The organism is Streptomyces sp. NPDC058326 (assembly GCF_042879855.1).
In the GTDB taxonomy this organism is placed as follows: domain Bacteria; phylum Actinomycetota; class Actinomycetes; order Streptomycetales; family Streptomycetaceae; genus Streptomyces.
Genome location: NZ_JBHVZO010000001.1, coordinates 411,398 through 427,007, shown reverse-complemented (window position 1 = coordinate 427,007; position 15,610 = coordinate 411,398). Strand labels below are relative to the sequence as shown.

Sequence of the window (15,610 nt, the reverse complement as noted above, 5' to 3'; positions counted from 1 at the left end):
GCCTCCAACCGGCGGTCCTGGCGCGTGTGGCGGGGCCGCCCGGCCGGGTCCTGAACCACCCCCGCGGGGGGGGGGGGGTGGCCCCGCCCGCCGCCCACCCCCCTCGTCCGTCCGTCAGCGGTACGACAGACCGTGACCGACCGGATAGAGCACCTTCGCCGGGTCGTCCGCGTCCTGGACCGGGACCGGGAGCCGGCCCTGCGGCCGGGCCCGGCCCGCCAGGACCCTTACGGCGGCCCGGAGTTCGACATCGGTCCAGGAGTAGCAGGCGAGCGTCGCCCGCTGGCCGGCGATCCGGGCGATGTCGTACGGGTTGCGGATCGCGATCGTGACGACGGGCACCCCGGTCGCGACGAGCCGCGCCACGAGCGTGCGCTGCGGGCTGCTCGCCGTGACGTTGTACGTACCGACGACGACCACGTCCGTGCCGGCCGCGGCCGCCACCGCCTCCTCGATCCGCGCGGACGTCGGGGTGATCCCGGTGGAGAGCGCGGTCGCGGTGAACCCGAGCTCCCTCAGCGCCGTCGCCAGAGTGGTGGTCGGCGGCCCGGTGGTCCCCGACGGTGAGGCCGGATCGGCGCCCACGACGAGGACCGAGCCGTGCGTGGCCGGGCTCAGCGGCAGGAAGCCGTCCTCGTTGAGCAGCAGCGTCGTGGTGGCCTCGGCGATCCGGTCCGCCTGCGCGAGGTGGGCGGCGGTGCCGACCACCCGCTCGACACCGGCCCGGGACACGTACGCGTTCCGGAACAGGCCGAGCTTCGACTTCAGCCGCAGGATCCGCAGGATCGATTCGTCGAGCCGTTCCTCCGTCAGCTCGCCGTCCCTGACCGCCCTCAGGACCGCATTCCACGCCACGTCGAGCTTCGGCGGGTTGAGCAGCTGGTCCACGCCCGCCTTCAGGGCGAGCACCGCCACGCGGTCGTCCCCGTACTTGGTGCGCACCCCCTCCATGCCCAGCGAGTCGGTGACCACCACGCCGTCGTAGCCGAGCTGCTCGCGCAGGATGCCGGTGAGGATGGGCCGGGAGAGGGTCGCCGGGTCCTCGCTGGGGTCGAGTGCCGGGACCACGATGTGCGCGGTCATGATGGAGTCGATCCCGGCGGCGATGGCGGACCGGAAGGGTGGCGCGTCGAGCTCCGCCCACTGCGCCCGGGTGTGGTTGATCGTCGGCAGCCCGTAGTGGCTGTCGACGGCCGTGTCTCCGTGCCCCGGGAAGTGCTTGGAGGTGGCCGCGACCCCGGCTCGCTGGTACCCCTTGACCTGCGCGGCGACCAGACCGGCGACCGCCGCCGGGTCGGAGCCGAAGGAACGGACCCCGATCACCGGGTTGGCCGGATTGACGTTGACGTCCGCGACCGGCGCGTAGTTCTGCCGGATGCCGACGGCCGCGAGCTCCGCGCCCGCGATCTGCGCCGCCTTACGGGCGTCCGCGTGCGAGCCCCCGGCACCGAGGGCCATCGCCCCGGGCACCAGGGTGGCGGGCTCGCCCACCCGGCAGACGATGCCGTGCTCCTGGTCGGTGGAGATGAGCACCGGGACCGGGGTGTCCTGTGCGAGGGCGGCCTGCTGGATGCCGTTGGAGAGCTCGGCGATCTGCTGCGGGTCGCGGGTGTTGTGGGCCCAGGCGAAGTAGATGACCCCGCCCACGTGATAGCGCTCGACCAGCTCGGCGGCCGTACGGACGCCGATCTCCTTGAGGTTGGCGTCGACGTCGGCCTGGTCGGGTGCGGTCGCGGAGTGGCCGTACACCCGCATCACGAAGAGCTGGCCGACCTTCTCCTCGAGGGACATGCGGTCGATGATCCGCCGCAGCCTGTCGTCCTGGTCGGCGTGGGCGGGGGTGCTCACTCCGGTGACGGCCGCCGCGGCGGCTGCGGCGGTCACCGTGAGGAGGGTGCGTCGGGAGGGGGCGGGGGCGCGGTGGTGCACTGATGCTCCTTCCGGCCGTGCGAGAGTGAAGTGAAGGAAACTTCCAAGGAGTCACGGATAGCCCGAAAGTAACTGCCAGGTCAAGGACCCGCGCACGAATCGCCCACGGCGGCGATCCCGGGCCGGAGTCCCTGGAGCGTACGGACCGCCACCCGGATCGGCGGGCGCCGCGCCGCTCCCGTCCGCCACATGGCGCCCGCCCGGCACGCCCGGAATCCCCTGGCGGCCGCGCCGTCCACGGCCGTATCGTCGACGGGTCCCGCCCGCGAGGAAAGGCCCGTATGACCTTCGAGCACGTCATCGTCGACACGCCCGAACCCGGCCCCGGCGCCGTTCTCCTCGCCGGCATCCCCGGCAGCGGCAAGTCGACCGTCGCCGCGGCCCTCGCGGCCCGTTTCGCCCGCTCGGCGCACATCGAGGTCGACCACCTCCAGGAGCTCATCGTCCAGGGCTGCCACTGGCCCACCCCGGACGGCGACCCGGAGGCGGACCGTCAGATCCTGCTGCGCGCCCGCAACGCCTGCCTGCTCGCGGACAGTTTCACCACGGCCGGCTTCCTCCCGGTGATCGACGACGTGGTCGTACGCCGCTCCCACCTGGACTTCTACCGCGCCCACGCGAAGGCGGGCCCGCTCCACGTGGTGGTCCTGGCCCCGGGCCCGGACAAGGCGTGGGAACGCAACAACGCCCGCCACAAGAAGCTGACGACGAACTGGGCGTTCCTGGACGAGGCGATGCGCGCCGAACTGTCCGGAGAGGGCGTCTGGATCGACAACGCGGACCAGACGGTGGCGGAGACGGTGGAGGCGGTCCTGACGGCAACAGGACTGACCGCCGAGGCGAACTGAGGACCCGGGGGCCCTGCCCCACGATCCGGTGCGGTCGGGGTTCGGTCCGGGGGCCGCTCCGACGGTCCCGGCCTGCCAGGCGGTCCGGTTCGGGTCCGGGGTCTGCTCGGCGGTCTGGTCCGGTTCCGGGGCTGCCGGGCGGTCCGGTCCGGTTCCGGGGTCTGCCCGGTGGTCCGGCTCGGGTACCGGGTCTGCTCGGCGGTCCGGCTTGGGTCCCGGGTCTGCTCGGCGGTCCGGTTCGGTCCCGGGTCTGCTCGGCGGTCTGGTTCGGTTTCGGGGTCTGCCCGGTGGTCCGGCTCGGTGCCGGGGCCGGTCCGGCTGTCCGGTTCGGTCCCACCGCCCCCGCAGCCCCGCGGCCCCGCGGACCCCCGCCCCCCGCCCGTCTCAGCCCCCCGGCCGGCCCGTCGACCCCCGTACCACCAGCTCGCCCGGGACCGTCTCCAGGCCTCCCGCCGGAGGTTCCTCCGTGCCCATCGCGAGGCGGCCCGCGCGGACCCCCGCCTCGTGGAGCGGGAGGCGTACCGTCGTCAGGGCCGGGACCGCGTCCACCGAGAACGGCAGGTCGTCGAAGCCCGCCACGGACACGTCGCCCGGGATGTCCAGGCCCCGTTCCCGCAGGGCCGCGCAGACGCCGAGCGCCACCGTGTCGTTGGCGGCGACGACCGCCGTGAGGTCCGGGTCGCGGGCGAGGAGTTCGGCCGTCGCCTCGTAGCCGGCCTGCCGGTCGTACGCGCCGTGGACCGTCGGGCCCTCCGTGATGCCCGCCGCCGCGAGCGCCGCCCGGTGGCCTTCGAGGCGGTGCCGGGTCGTCGTCCGGTCGGCGGGCCCCGCGGCGTAACCGATGCGCCGGTGGCCGAGGCCGAGCAGGTGCTCGGTGAGCCGCCGCGCGCCGGTCCGGTTGTCGAAGACCAGCGCGGCCGCGTTCGCGTCGCCGGGCACCGGCGGCCGTCCGCACAGCACGACCCGGGTCCCCGCCTCCGCCAGCTTGCTGAGCTTGCCGGCCGTCGCGGCCAGGTGCTCGGGGTCCTCCAGGGAGCCGCCCATGAGGATCACGGCGGCGGCGCGCTGCCGCTGGAGCAGGGTGAGGTAGGTCAGCTCGCGCGCGGGGGAGCCGCCCGTGTTGCAGACGACGGCGAGCTTCTCGCCCCCGCCGCGCCCCGACGCGCCCTCCCCGATCGCGCTCTGCGCCGCGCTCGCCATGATCCCGAAGAAGGGGTCGGCGATGTCGTTGACGAGAACGCCGACCAGGTCGGACGTGGCGGCGGCGAGGGAGCTCGCGGGGCCGTTGAGGACGTAGTCCAGCTCGTCTACGGCCCGCAGGACCCGTTCGCGGGTCGACTCGGCGACGGGGTAGTTGCCGTTGAGGACGCGGGAGACGGTGGCGGGGGAGACCCGTGCGCGGGCGGCCACGTCCGCCAGGGTGACGGTCATCGTGTGCGTACCTCCAAGGGCCTTGTCGACGGCGATGTCGGCAGGCTAGCGTCATCCCCGATAGAAAGCGCTTTCTTCCGAGAGGGTGCCGCACACCGGGGAGAGGAACCCTTCGTGACACGCAGGACAGTCCGCATCGCCATGAACGGCGTCACCGGACGCATGGGATACCGCCAGCACCTCGTCCGTTCGATCCTCGCCCTGCGCGAACAGGGCGGCCTCGACCTCGGCAACGGCGAGACCCTCTGGCCCGAGCCGGTCCTCGTCGGCCGCCGCGAGCACGCCCTGCGCGCGCTCGCCGAGCGCCACGGCCTCACCGAGTGGTCCACCGACCTGGACGCCGTCCTCGCCGACGACAGCATCGACATCTACTTCGACGCCCAGGTCACCTCCGCCCGCGTCGACGCGCTCACCAGGGCCATCACCGCCGGGAAGCACATCTACACCGAGAAGCCGACGGCGGCGGACCTCGCGGGCGCGCTGGAACTCGCCAGGCTCGCCACGGAGAAGGGCATCAGGCACGGCGTCGTCCAGGACAAGCTGTTCCTGCCGGGCCTGCTCAAGCTGAAGCGCCTCATCGACGGCGGCTTCTTCGGCGAGATCCTCTCCGTGCGCGGGGAGTTCGGCTACTGGGTCTTCGAGGGCGACTGGCAGGACGCCCAGCGCCCGAGCTGGAACTACCGCTCGGAGGACGGCGGCGGCATCGTCGTCGACATGTTCCCGCACTGGGAGTACGTGCTCCACGAGCTGTTCGGCCGGGTCACCTCCGTCACCGCCCAGGTCGCCACCCATGTCCCGCGCCGCTGGGACGAGCAGGGCAAGCCGTACGAGGCCACCGCCGACGACGCCGCCTACGGCATCTTCCAGCTGGAGGGCGGCGCCATCGCCCAGATCAACTCCTCCTGGACGGTCCGCGTCAACCGCGACGAGCTCGTCGAGTTCCAGGTCGACGGCACCCACGGCTCCGCCGTCGCCGGACTGCGCGGCTGCCGTGTCCAGCACCGCTCGGCCACCCCGAAGCCCGTCTGGAACCCCGACATCCCGGTCACCGAGTCCTTCCGCGACCAGTGGCAGGAGGTGCCCGACAACGCCGAGTTCGACAACGGTTTCAAGGCCCAGTGGGAGCTGTTCCTGCGGCACGTCACCCTCGGCGAGCCGTACCACTGGGACCTGCTCGCCGGCGCCCGGGGCGTACAGCTCGCCGAACTGGGGCTGCGGTCCGCCGCCGAGGGCCGCCGCTTCGACGTCCCGGAGGTCAGCCTGTGATCCGCCTGCCCGAACCCGACGGGACCGTACGGGAGTACAGCCCCCGCACCGAGCCCCTCGCGCTCACCACCAGCGGCCCCCTGACCTCCCGTACGGTCTTCTCCGCCGCCCACGTCGTCGCCGACCCGTACGCCGACACCAGCCCCGACTCACCGGCCGCCGTCGACTGGGACGCCACCCTCGCCTTCCGCCACCACCTCTGGTCCCAGGGGCTCGGGGTCGCGGAGGCCATGGACACCGCCCAGCGCGGGATGGGTCTCGACTGGACGGGCGCCGCCGAACTGATCCGCCGCAGCGCGGCGGAGGCCCGCGGCGTGGGCGGCCTGATCGCCTGCGGCGTCGGCACCGACCAGCTCACCGGACCGGCCGGCCTGGCCGATGTCCGCAAGGCGTACGAGGAGCAGCTCGCCCTCGTCGAGGAGACCGGCTCCCAGGCCATCCTGATGGCCTCCCGCGCGCTCGCCGCCGCCGCTTCGGGACCCGAGGACTACCTCGACCTGTACGGGCACCTCCTCCGGCAGGCGAGCGAGCCGGTGATCCTGCACTGGCTCGGCCCGATGTTCGACCCGGCTCTCGACGGGTACTGGGGCTCGGCCGACCTCGACACCGCGACCGAGACGTTCCTCGACGTCATCGCCGCCCACCCCGACAAGGTCGACGGCATCAAGGTCTCCCTCCTCGACGCCCGGCGCGAGGTCGAACTGCGCCGCCGCCTTCCGGAGGGCGTCCGCTGCTACACGGGCGACGACTTCCATTACCCGGAGCTCATCGCCGGCGACGAACAGGGCTTCAGCCACGCCCTGCTCGGCATCTTCGACCCGCTGGCCCCGCTGGCGGCGGACGCCGTCAGGACCCTGGACACGGGTGACGTCGAGGGCTTCCGCGCGACCCTCGACCCGACGGTCGCCCTCTCCCGGCACCTCTTCCAGAACCCGACCCGCTTCTACAAGACGGGCGTCGTCCTCCTCGCCTGGCTGGCCGGCCACCAGGACCACTTCACGATGGTCGGCGGCCTCCAGTCCGCCCGCTCGCTCCCGCACCTCGCGCGCGCGTACGAACTCGCGGACGGCCTCGGCCTGTTCCCCGACCCGGCGCTCGCCGAGGCCCGGATGCGATCCCTCCTCACGGTGTACGGAGTGCCCCGGTGAACCTCGACCGCTTCAGCGTCAACCAGATGACGGTCAAGCAGCTGGCCCTGCCGGAGCTGGTCGCGGAGTGCGTCCGCCTCGGCGTCCCGGGCGTGGGCCTGTGGCGCGCGCCCGTGCAGGAGTACGGGGTGGAGGCGGCGGCCGCGCTGGTCCGGGACGCGGGCCTCTCGGTCACCACCCTCTGCCGGGGCGGCTTCTTCACCGCCGAAGGGTGGGAGGAGGACAACCGCGCGGCGATCGACGAGGCGGTGACGCTCGGCACCGACACCCTCGTCCTCGTCTCGGGCGGCCTCACCGCCGCCTGCCCCGACCTGTCGTCGGCCCGCGCCCGTATCGCCGAGGCGATCGGGGCGCTCGCCCCGTACGCGGGGGAGCGGGGCGTCCGGCTCGCCATCGAGCCGCTGCACCCGATGTACGCCTCCGACCGGTGCGCGGTCTCCACCCTGGACCAGGCCCTGGAGATCGCGGAGCGGTTCCCGGCCTCCGAGGTGGGCGTCACGGTCGACACGTACCACCTCTGGTGGGACGACCGCGCTCCGGCGGCAGTGGAACGAGCGGGCGCGGAGGGCCGGATCCACAGCTTCCAGCTCGCCGACTGGACCACCCCGCTGCCGCAGGGAGTGCTCAACGGCCGGGGCCAGCTGGGCGACGGCTGCATCGACCTGAGGGCCTGGGCGGACCTGGTGGAGAAGGCCGGCTACACGGGCCCGGTCGAGGTGGAACTCTTCAACGACGAGCTGTGGGCACGGGACGGCGTGGAGGTCCTGGAGGAGACGCTGGAACGCTTCGGGAGGGTGTGAACGGGGGGACGGCGCCCGGGGGCCCCTTGGGCCCGTCCCCCGTGTCGGCATGTCGAGATTCACGCCGGAGTCGTCACCCCGGCCGCCAGCGCCGCGACCATGCGCTGGACCAGCTCCCGGTCGTCGCGCGGGCGCGCGCCCCCCGTCATCAGCAGATGGTGCACGGCGCCGGTGATCGCCAGCGCGAGCATCGGGCAGTCCGCGGACGGTGCGACCCTCCCCCTCCGCCGCTCCTCCTCCAGGTAGGCGGCGAGGGCGTTCTCCACCGTGGCCGGGCCCGGTGCTCCACCGGCCCATGCCTCCCTGACCCGCTCGGAGACACCCTGCCGGGACACGGCGACGGCCGCGATCACCTGGCCGTGCGAGCCGAGCAGGGCGAGTGCGGTTTCCGTCAGGTTCTCGACCACCGTGGCCTCGCCCGCGCGTGCGGGGAGCGGGGCCACTTCCTCCGCCACGCGCCGGAACCGGTCCAGGACGAGCTGGGTGACGAAGTCGTCCAGATCGGTGAAGTGGTTGTAGAGCAGGCCCTTGGCGCAGCCGGCCTGGTCGGTGACGGACCGGTTCGTCAGTCCGGCGGGGCCCTCCCGTTCCAGGACCGCTTCGGCGGCCTCGAAGAGCCTTTCCCGGACGTTGGGCGTGGCGACTCCACGTGGGGACAACGGGCTCCTCCAGAAAGGGGGTTGCGACTATGGGCACACGCCCATACCTTGATGGGCGTACGCCCATACTAGCTCCGCACGGCAGGAGACCCGTGATGCGCCCACTCGTCAACACCGCTCAGTCCGAGGCCTGGAACGGCTACGAAGGCCACCACTGGAGCGACCACCACGACCGCTGGAACGCGGTGAACGAGGGCTTCAACGCGCCGCTGCTCGCCGCCGCGGCCATCCGCCCGGAGGACAGGGTCCTCGACATCGGCTGCGGCGCGGGGCAGGCGACCCGGCTCGCGGCGCGGGCGGCGCACCGCGGCACCGCCCTGGGCCTCGACCTCTCCGAGCCGATGCTGGCCCGTGCGCGGCAGATCGCCGCGGAGGAGGGGCTGTCCCACGCCGACTTCCAGCAGGGCGACGCCCAGGTGCACCCGCTGCCGTCCGCCTCCTTCGACGTGGCCCTCAGCCGCTTCGGCGTCATGTTCTTCCAGGACCCGGTCGCGGCCTTCGCCAACATCGCGGCCGCGCTGCGCCCCGGCGGCCGGATCGCCTTCGTCTGCATGGCGGATCCGTCCCGTACGGACTGGGTCCCGGTGTTCGGAGCGCTCGGTGACCTGATGCCGTCGCCCGCGGCCGGGGAGGCCGAGACCCAGGAGGACCACGGCCCCGGCATGTTCTCGCTCGCCAACCCGGACCGGATCCGTCTCGTCCTCACGGCGGCGGGTCTCGGCGCCGTGTCCGTCACGCCCTGCGACGCCGACGGCCTCTGGGGCCGGGACGCCGAGGACGCCGCCGCCTTCGTCCTCGCCTCCGGCCCGGCACGCCACTTCCTCGCCGGCCTCGCCCCGGACACCGCCGAGCGGGCCCGTGTGGAGGTGACGCGGTCCCTGCGGAAGTTCGAACGCCCCTCCGGAGTCCATCTGCGCACCGCCGGCTGGCTCGTCACCGCCACCCGGCCACTCGCCCGCCCGTGACCGACGCCGCACTTCGTCCCCTCCGCCCCCGGGGCGAGGGTGTTCGGCCACCGGCCCCGGCGCGGTGTCCGAGCCCTTCGCTACCTTCGGGGCATGTCCAACCAGGGTCAGGCTCCGGCTCAGGCCGTGCTCGAAGGCGTCCTCGAGCGCATCACGTACGCCAATGAGGAGAGCGGCTACACCGTCGCCCGCGTCGACACCGGTCGTGGCGCCGGTGACCTGCTCACGGTGGTCGGCGCGCTGCTCGGCGCGCAGCCGGGGGAGTCGCTGCGGATGGAGGGCCGCTGGGGCTCGCACCCGCAGTACGGCAAGCAGTTCACCGTGGACAACTACACGACCGTGCTGCCCGCCACGATCCAGGGCATCCGCCGCTACCTCGGCTCCGGTCTCGTCAAGGGCATCGGCCCCGTCTTCGCCGACCGCATCACCCAGCACTTCGGCCTCGACACCCTCGACATCCTCGAAGAGGCACCCGCGCGCCTGATCGAGGTGCCCGGCCTCGGCCCCAAGCGCACCAAGAACATCACCGCGGCCTGGGAGGAGCAGAAGGCGATCAAGGAGGTGATGGTCTTCCTCCAGGGCGTCGGCGTCTCCACCTCCATCGCGGTCCGTATCTACAAGAAGTACGGGGACGCCTCGATCTCCGTCGTGAAGAACCAGCCCTACCGGCTCGCCGCCGACGTCTGGGGCATCGGCTTCCTCACCGCCGACAAGATCGCGCAGTCCGTGGGCATCCCGCACGACAGCCCGGACCGGGTGAAGGCCGGCCTGCAGTACGCGCTGTCGCAGTCCAGCGACCAGGGTCACTGTTTCCTCCCCGAGGAGCGGTTGATCGCCGACGCCGTCAAACTCCTCCAGGTCGACACGGGGCTCGTCATCGAGTGCCTGGCCGAGCTCGCCGAGGACCCCGAGGGGGTCGTACGGGAGGTGGTGCCGGGCCCCGAGGGGACGCCCGTCACGGCCGTGTACCTGATCCCGTTCCACCGGGCCGAGCTGTCGCTCGCCGGACAGCTCCGCCGGCTCCTCGGCACCGAGGAGGACCGGATGCCCGCCTTCCGGGACGTGCCCTGGGACAAGGCCCTCGCCTGGCTCGCGGACCGGACCGGGGCCTCGCTCGCGCCCGAGCAGGAGGAGGCCGTCCGGCTCGCCCTCACCCGCAAGGTCGCCGTCCTCACCGGCGGGCCCGGCTGCGGCAAGTCCTTCACGGTCCGCTCCATCGTGGAGCTGGCCCGCGCCAAGAAGGCCAAGGTCGTCCTCGCCGCGCCCACCGGCCGGGCCGCCAAGCGGCTCGCCGAGCTGACCGGTGCCGAGGCCTCCACCGTGCACAGGCTCCTGGAGCTCAAGCCCGGCGGCGACGCGGCCTACGACAGGGACCGGCCCCTCGACGCCGATCTGATCGTGGTCGACGAGGCCTCCATGCTCGACCTGCTCCTGGCGAACAAGCTGGTCAAGGCGGTGGCACCGGGCGCCCATCTGCTGCTCGTGGGCGATGTGGACCAGCTTCCGTCGGTGGGCGCGGGCGAGGTCCTCGGCGATCTGCTCGCCCCGGGGAGCCCCGTACCGGCGGTGCGGCTCACCCGGATCTTCCGCCAGGCCCAGGAGTCGGGCGTGGTCACCAACGCGCACCGGATCAACGCGGGCGTCCCCCCGCAGACCCAGGGCCTGCCCGACTTCTTCCTCTTCGTGGAGGAGGAGACGGAGGACGCGGCCCGGGTCGCCGTGGACGTCGCGGCCCGCCGGATTCCGGCCAGATTCGGGCTCGACCCGCGCACGGACGTCCAGGTCCTCGCCCCCATGCACCGGGGCCCCGCGGGCGCGGGCTCGCTCAACGGACTGCTCCAGCAGGCGATCACCCCGGCCCGCCCGGACCTGCCGGAGAAGCGGTTCGGAGGCCGGGTCTTCCGGGTCGGCGACAAGGTCACCCAGATCAGGAACAATTACGACAAGGGGGCCAACGGCGTCTTCAACGGTACGGTCGGCGTCGTCACGGCCCTCGACGCCGTCGAGCAGCGGCTGACCGTGCGGACGGACGAGGACGAGGAGGTGCCGTACGACTTCGACGAGCTGGACGAGCTCGCCCACGCGTACGCGGTCACCATCCACCGTTCGCAGGGCAGCGAGTATCCGGCGGTCGTGATCCCGGTCACGATGAGCGCGTGGATGATGCTCCAGCGGAACCTGCTCTACACGGCCGTGACCCGCGCCCGGAAGCTCGTCGTCCTGGTGGGCTCCCGCCGGGCGATCGCCCAGGCGGTCCGTACGGTCTCCGCGGGCAGGCGCTTTACCGCACTCGCCTTCCGGCTCACAGGCGGCACCCTCGTGTGAAAGATCACGGAGGACTACCGGAACCGGGGCGAAGGGGGCAGGATATGAAGGTTGGCGGCACTGAGTGCCGCCGATTGGCCCAATGGTCGACCCCGAGTGCACTCTCCTGAGCCAAATGGGGGATGGTAGAGACAGTCAGGGCACCTCGAAGAAGAGGCACTACGTCGGTGAGGGATGACGTGAGCGACAACTCTGTAGTACTGCGGTACGCGGACGGTGAATACACCTACCCGGTGGTCGAGAGCACCGTCGGCGACAAGGGCTTCGACATCGGGAAACTCCGAGCCCAGACCGGTCTGGTCACCCTGGACAGCGGATACGGCAACACCGCCGCCTATAAATCCGCGATCACCTACCTCGACGGTGAGCAGGGGATTCTGCGGTACCGCGGTTACCCCATCGAGCAGCTGGCCGAGCGCTCCACCTTCCTTGAGGTGGCGTACCTGCTGATCAACGGTGAGCTTCCCAAGGTCGACGAGCTCGCGACCTTCAAGAACGAGATCACCCAGCACACGCTGGTCCACGAGGACGTCAAGAACTTCTTCCGCGGCTTCCCGCGGGACGCCCACCCGATGGCGATGCTGTCCTCGGTGGTCTCCGCGCTGTCCACGTTCTACCAGGACAGCCACAACCCGTTCGACGAGGAGCAGCGTCACCTCTCCACGATCCGGCTGCTCGCCAAGCTGCCGACGATCGCGGCGTACGCGTACAAGAAGTCGATCGGTCACCCGTTCGTCTACCCGCGCAACGACCTCGGGTACGTCGAGAACTTCCTGCGCATGACCTTCTCGGTCCCGGCGCAGGAGTACGACCTGGACCCGGTCGTCGTCGCGGCCCTCGAGAAGCTGCTCATCCTGCACGCGGACCACGAGCAGAACTGCTCGACCTCCACCGTGCGTCTGGTCGGCTCCTCGCAGGCGAACATGTTCGCCTCGATCTCCGCCGGCATCTCCGCCCTCTGGGGTCCGCTGCACGGCGGCGCCAACCAGTCGGTCCTGGAGATGCTGGAAGGCATCCAGGCCAACGGCGGCGATGTCGACTCCTTCATCCGCAAGGTGAAGAACAAGGAGGACGGCGTCCGCCTGATGGGCTTCGGCCACCGGGTGTACAAGTCCTTCGACCCGCGCGCCAAGATCATCAAGGCGGCGGCGCACGATGTCCTCTCGGCCCTCGGCAAGTCCGACGAGCTGCTCGACATCGCGCTGAAGCTGGAGGAGCACGCGCTCTCCGACGAGTACTTCGTCTCGCGCAACCTCTACCCGAACGTGGACTTCTACACGGGTCTGATCTACCGCGCCATGGGCTTCCCGACCGAGATGTTCACCGTGCTCTTCGCGCTCGGCCGTCTTCCCGGCTGGATCGCCCAGTGGCACGAGATGATCAAGGAGCCGGGTTCCCGCATCGGCCGCCCGCGCCAGATCTACACGGGCGAGGTCCTCCGCGACTTCGTCCCGGTCGAGGCCCGCTAGTCGCTTCGCCGTGAATGAGGGGTGCCGCCCTGGCGGCGAGTGAGCCGAAGGGGCGCGTCGGCGTCGGGAGGGTGATCGCGTGGAGGCCCGACGAAGGAGGGTCGAGCACGATCACCCTCCCGACGCCGACTCCACCGCCCCGGAGGCGAGCGAGCCCTTGAGAAAGAGGAAGCGCCCCGCGCTACCGATCCCCCCACGGGTCGGCAGGCGGGGCGCTTCCCATGTCCCGGTGCGGATTCCCCCCACGGGATCCGGGCCGGGCGTCTGCCGCGTCAGCGGAAGCGACGCGGGTCGGGCCGCTGCGCGCGGTCTGCCGGGGTACGTACGGGAGGGCCGCTCAAAGCTCCCCGGTGCACGTGCCCCGGCCAACGCTTGCCAATTCCGGGACGTCCCCCAAGACCTCCCGGTGAACGTCCCCCAAGACGTTCTCTGGCATCGCCCACTTAGACTCGCGAACAGCCCAGATGGTTACCCCCCAATATCTGTGATCTAGATCTCCTTGTGAAGGTCCTGTGCGTCACGTGTGGGTGAATTCACGCGAAGCGCCGCAGCCGCAGACTGTTGGAAACGACGAACACGGACGAAAGGGCCATGGCCAGGCCCGCGATCATCGGGTTGAGCAGTCCGGCCGCCGCGAGGGGCAGCGCGGCGACGTTGTAGCCGAAGGCCCAGCCCAGGTTTCCCCTGATCGTCGCCAGGGTCCGGCGGGAGAGCCGGATGGCGTCCGCCGCGACCCGCAGGTCGCCCCGGATCAGGGTCAGATCGCTCGCCTCGATGGCCGCGTCCGTCCCCGTCCCCATGGCCAGGCCGAGATCCGCGGCGGCGAGCGCGGCGGCGTCGTTCACCCCGTCGCCCACCATCGCGACCGTCCGGCCCTCGGCCTGGAGCCGCCGGACCACCTCGGCCTTCTCCGCGGGGAGCACGTCGGCGATCACCTCGTCGATGCCGACCTCGGCCGCCACGGCCTCCGCGACCGCCCGGTGGTCCCCGGTGAGCAGCACGGGCCGCAGTCCCAGGGCGCGCAGCCGGGCGACGGCCTCGGCGCTGGTGTCCTTGACGGTGTCGGCGACGGTCAGGGTGCCCCGGGCCACTCCGTCCCAGGCGACGTGGACGGTGCCGGGCTCGGGCACGCCCGCCGGGACCTCGACGCCTTCGGCCGTGAGCAGGGCGGCGCGGCCGACGAGGACGAGGTGGCCGTCGACCGAGCCGCGGACCCCGAGCCCGGGGACGTTCTCGAAGGTTTTGGGTACGGGGAGCCCGCCGCAGCGTTCGGCGGCGCCGGCGGCGATCGCGCGGGCCACGGGGTGCTCGGAGGAGTGTTCGAGGGCGCCCGCGAGCCGCAGCAGCCGGAGCTCGTCGGTGGCTTCGGTGCCGTACTTCCCGCCGTACACGCGGACGCCCGTCAGCCGCATGCGGCCGGTGGTGACCGTCCCCGTCTTGTCGAGGACGACGGTGTCGACGCGGCGGGTGGACTCCAGGACCTCGGGGCCCTTGATGAGGATGCCGAGCTGGGCGCCGCGGCCGGTGCCGACGAGGAGGGCGGTCGGGGTGGCGAGGCCCAGGGCGCAGGGGCAGGCGATGATCAGGACGGCGACGGCGGCGGTGAACGCGGCGGTCGGGTCGTCCGTCACGAGCAGCCAGGTGACGAGGGTGCCGAGGGCGATGAGGAGCACCACGGGGACGAACACGGCGGAGATCCGGTCGGCCAGCCGCTGCACCTCGGCCTTGCCGTTCTGGGCGTCCTCGACGAGTTTCGCCATCCGGGCGAGCTGGGTGTCGGCGCCGACGCGGGTGGCTGCGACGACGAGCCGGCCGGAGACGTTGACGCAGCCGCCGGTGACGGTGTCGCCCTCGGTGACGTCGAGCGGCAGGGATTCACCGGTGAGCAGTGAGGCGTCGACCGCCGACGCGCCCTCGGCGACGGTGCCGTCGGTGGCGATCTTCTCCCCGGGGCGTACGACGAAGAGGTCGCCGGACCGCAGTTCGCCGACGGGGATCCGTGCCTCCGTGTCTCCGCGGAGGACTGCCACGTCCTTGGCGCCGAGCTCCATCAGGGCCCGGAGCGCCGCACCGGCCTTCCTTTTGGCGCGGGCCTCCAGGTAGCGGCCGAGCAGGATGAAGGTGACGACCCCGGCCGCGACCTCCAGATAGATCGCGGAGCTGCCGTCGGCGCGGTCGACGGTCAGGTCGAAGCCGTGCCGCATGCCGGGCATGCCCGCGTCGCCGAGGAAGAGGGCACGGAGCGACCAGCCGAAGGCGGCGAGGGTGCCGACGGAGACGAGGGTGTCCATGGTGGCGGCGCCGTGCCGGAGGTTGGTCCAGGCGGCCCGGTGGAAGGGCAGTCCGCCCCAGACGACGACGGGGGCGGCGAGGGTGAGCGAGAGCCACTGCCAGTTGTCGAACTGGAGGGCGGGGGCCATGGCGAGCAGGACGACGGGCGCGGCGAGGAGCGCGGAGACGGTGAGCCGCTGCCGGAGGGAGGCGAGCTCGGGGTCCTCGGGCTCCCGCGCGGGCCGCGGCTCGTCCGCGGGCTCGGGTTCTGGCGGCGGGGGTTCCTCGGCGGTGTAGCCGGTCCTGACGACGGTGGCGATCAGGTCGTCGACCGTCAGCTCCGGGGGGTGCGCGACCCGTGCCTTCTCGGTGGCGTAGTTGACCGTCGCGGTCACCCCGTCCATCCGGTTGAGCTTCTTCTCGACGCGGGCGGCGCAGGAGGCACAGGTCATGCCACCGATCGTCAGCTCGGTGATGGTGGACGTCATGGGCGGTTCCA

Annotated in this window: 11 protein-coding genes; 7 read left to right on the top strand and 4 right to left on the bottom strand. The window is 72.2% G+C overall.

Annotated elements, in window-relative coordinates:
- Positions 1–114: 114 nt before the first annotated feature.
- Positions 115–1,929 carry a glycoside hydrolase family 3 protein gene (locus tag ACFVYX_RS01795; protein WP_389679288.1) on the bottom strand — a complete coding sequence of 605 codons (1,815 nt, stop codon included), beginning with the start codon at positions 1,927–1,929 and terminating at the stop codon, positions 115–117.
- 281 nt (positions 1,930–2,210) lie between these two features.
- Between ACFVYX_RS01795 and ACFVYX_RS01790 the strand changes: the two genes are divergently transcribed.
- A complete protein-coding gene (locus ACFVYX_RS01790) occupies positions 2,211–2,777 on the top strand; it encodes an AAA family ATPase (RefSeq protein WP_389679287.1) in 567 nt (188 codons plus the stop codon).
- A gap of 384 nt (positions 2,778–3,161) precedes the next feature.
- Here the strand turns inward: ACFVYX_RS01790 and ACFVYX_RS01785 are convergent, their stop codons facing one another.
- Entirely contained in the window at positions 3,162–4,208 is a 1,047-nt protein-coding gene (locus ACFVYX_RS01785) for a LacI family DNA-binding transcriptional regulator (protein WP_389679286.1), read from the bottom strand.
- A 114-nt stretch (positions 4,209–4,322) separates the two neighbouring features.
- Between ACFVYX_RS01785 and ACFVYX_RS01780 the strand changes: the two genes are divergently transcribed.
- The 3 genes from ACFVYX_RS01780 to ACFVYX_RS01770 are packed head-to-tail and all read left to right on the top strand — an operon-like array spanning position 4,323 to position 7,422.
- Positions 4,323–5,474, top strand: a complete 1,152-nt coding sequence (locus tag ACFVYX_RS01780) for a Gfo/Idh/MocA family protein (protein ID WP_389679285.1) — start codon at positions 4,323–4,325, stop codon at positions 5,472–5,474.
- Positions 5,471–6,622, top strand: a complete 1,152-nt coding sequence (locus ACFVYX_RS01775) for a dihydrodipicolinate synthase family protein (protein ID WP_389679284.1) — start codon at positions 5,471–5,473, stop codon at positions 6,620–6,622. The genes ACFVYX_RS01780 and ACFVYX_RS01775 overlap by 4 nt, the downstream gene beginning before the upstream one ends.
- A 26-nt stretch (positions 6,623–6,648) precedes the next feature.
- Positions 6,649–7,422, top strand: a complete 774-nt coding sequence (locus tag ACFVYX_RS01770) for a sugar phosphate isomerase/epimerase family protein (protein ID WP_389679500.1) — start codon at positions 6,649–6,651, stop codon at positions 7,420–7,422.
- A gap of 59 nt (positions 7,423–7,481) precedes the next feature.
- Here the strand turns inward: ACFVYX_RS01770 and ACFVYX_RS01765 are convergent, their stop codons facing one another.
- Positions 7,482–8,081 carry a TetR/AcrR family transcriptional regulator gene (locus tag ACFVYX_RS01765; RefSeq protein ID WP_389679283.1) on the bottom strand — a complete coding sequence of 200 codons (600 nt, stop codon included), beginning with the start codon at positions 8,079–8,081 and terminating at the stop codon, positions 7,482–7,484.
- Positions 8,082–8,176: 95 nt separating this feature from the next.
- Between ACFVYX_RS01765 and ACFVYX_RS01760 the strand changes: the two genes are divergently transcribed.
- The 3 genes from ACFVYX_RS01760 (at position 8,177) to ACFVYX_RS01750 (ending at position 12,840) form a co-directional block, all read left to right on the top strand.
- Positions 8,177–9,046: a class I SAM-dependent methyltransferase gene (locus tag ACFVYX_RS01760; protein ID WP_389679282.1), complete on the top strand. Its 870-nt coding sequence runs from the start codon at positions 8,177–8,179 to the stop codon at positions 9,044–9,046.
- A 93-nt stretch (positions 9,047–9,139) separates the two neighbouring features.
- A complete protein-coding gene (locus ACFVYX_RS01755; protein WP_389679281.1) occupies positions 9,140–11,371 on the top strand; it encodes an ATP-dependent RecD-like DNA helicase in 2,232 nt (743 codons plus the stop codon).
- 179 nt (positions 11,372–11,550) lie between these two features.
- Positions 11,551–12,840, top strand: coding sequence for a citrate synthase (locus ACFVYX_RS01750; RefSeq protein WP_389679280.1), 1,290 nt, complete (start codon positions 11,551–11,553; stop codon positions 12,838–12,840).
- 533 nt (positions 12,841–13,373) lie between these two features.
- Here the strand turns inward: ACFVYX_RS01750 and ACFVYX_RS01745 are convergent.
- On the bottom strand, positions 13,374–15,599 hold the full coding sequence (locus ACFVYX_RS01745) for a heavy metal translocating P-type ATPase (protein WP_389679279.1): 2,226 nt from the start codon (positions 15,597–15,599) through the stop codon (positions 13,374–13,376).
- Between the last annotated feature and the right edge of the window lie 11 nt (positions 15,600–15,610).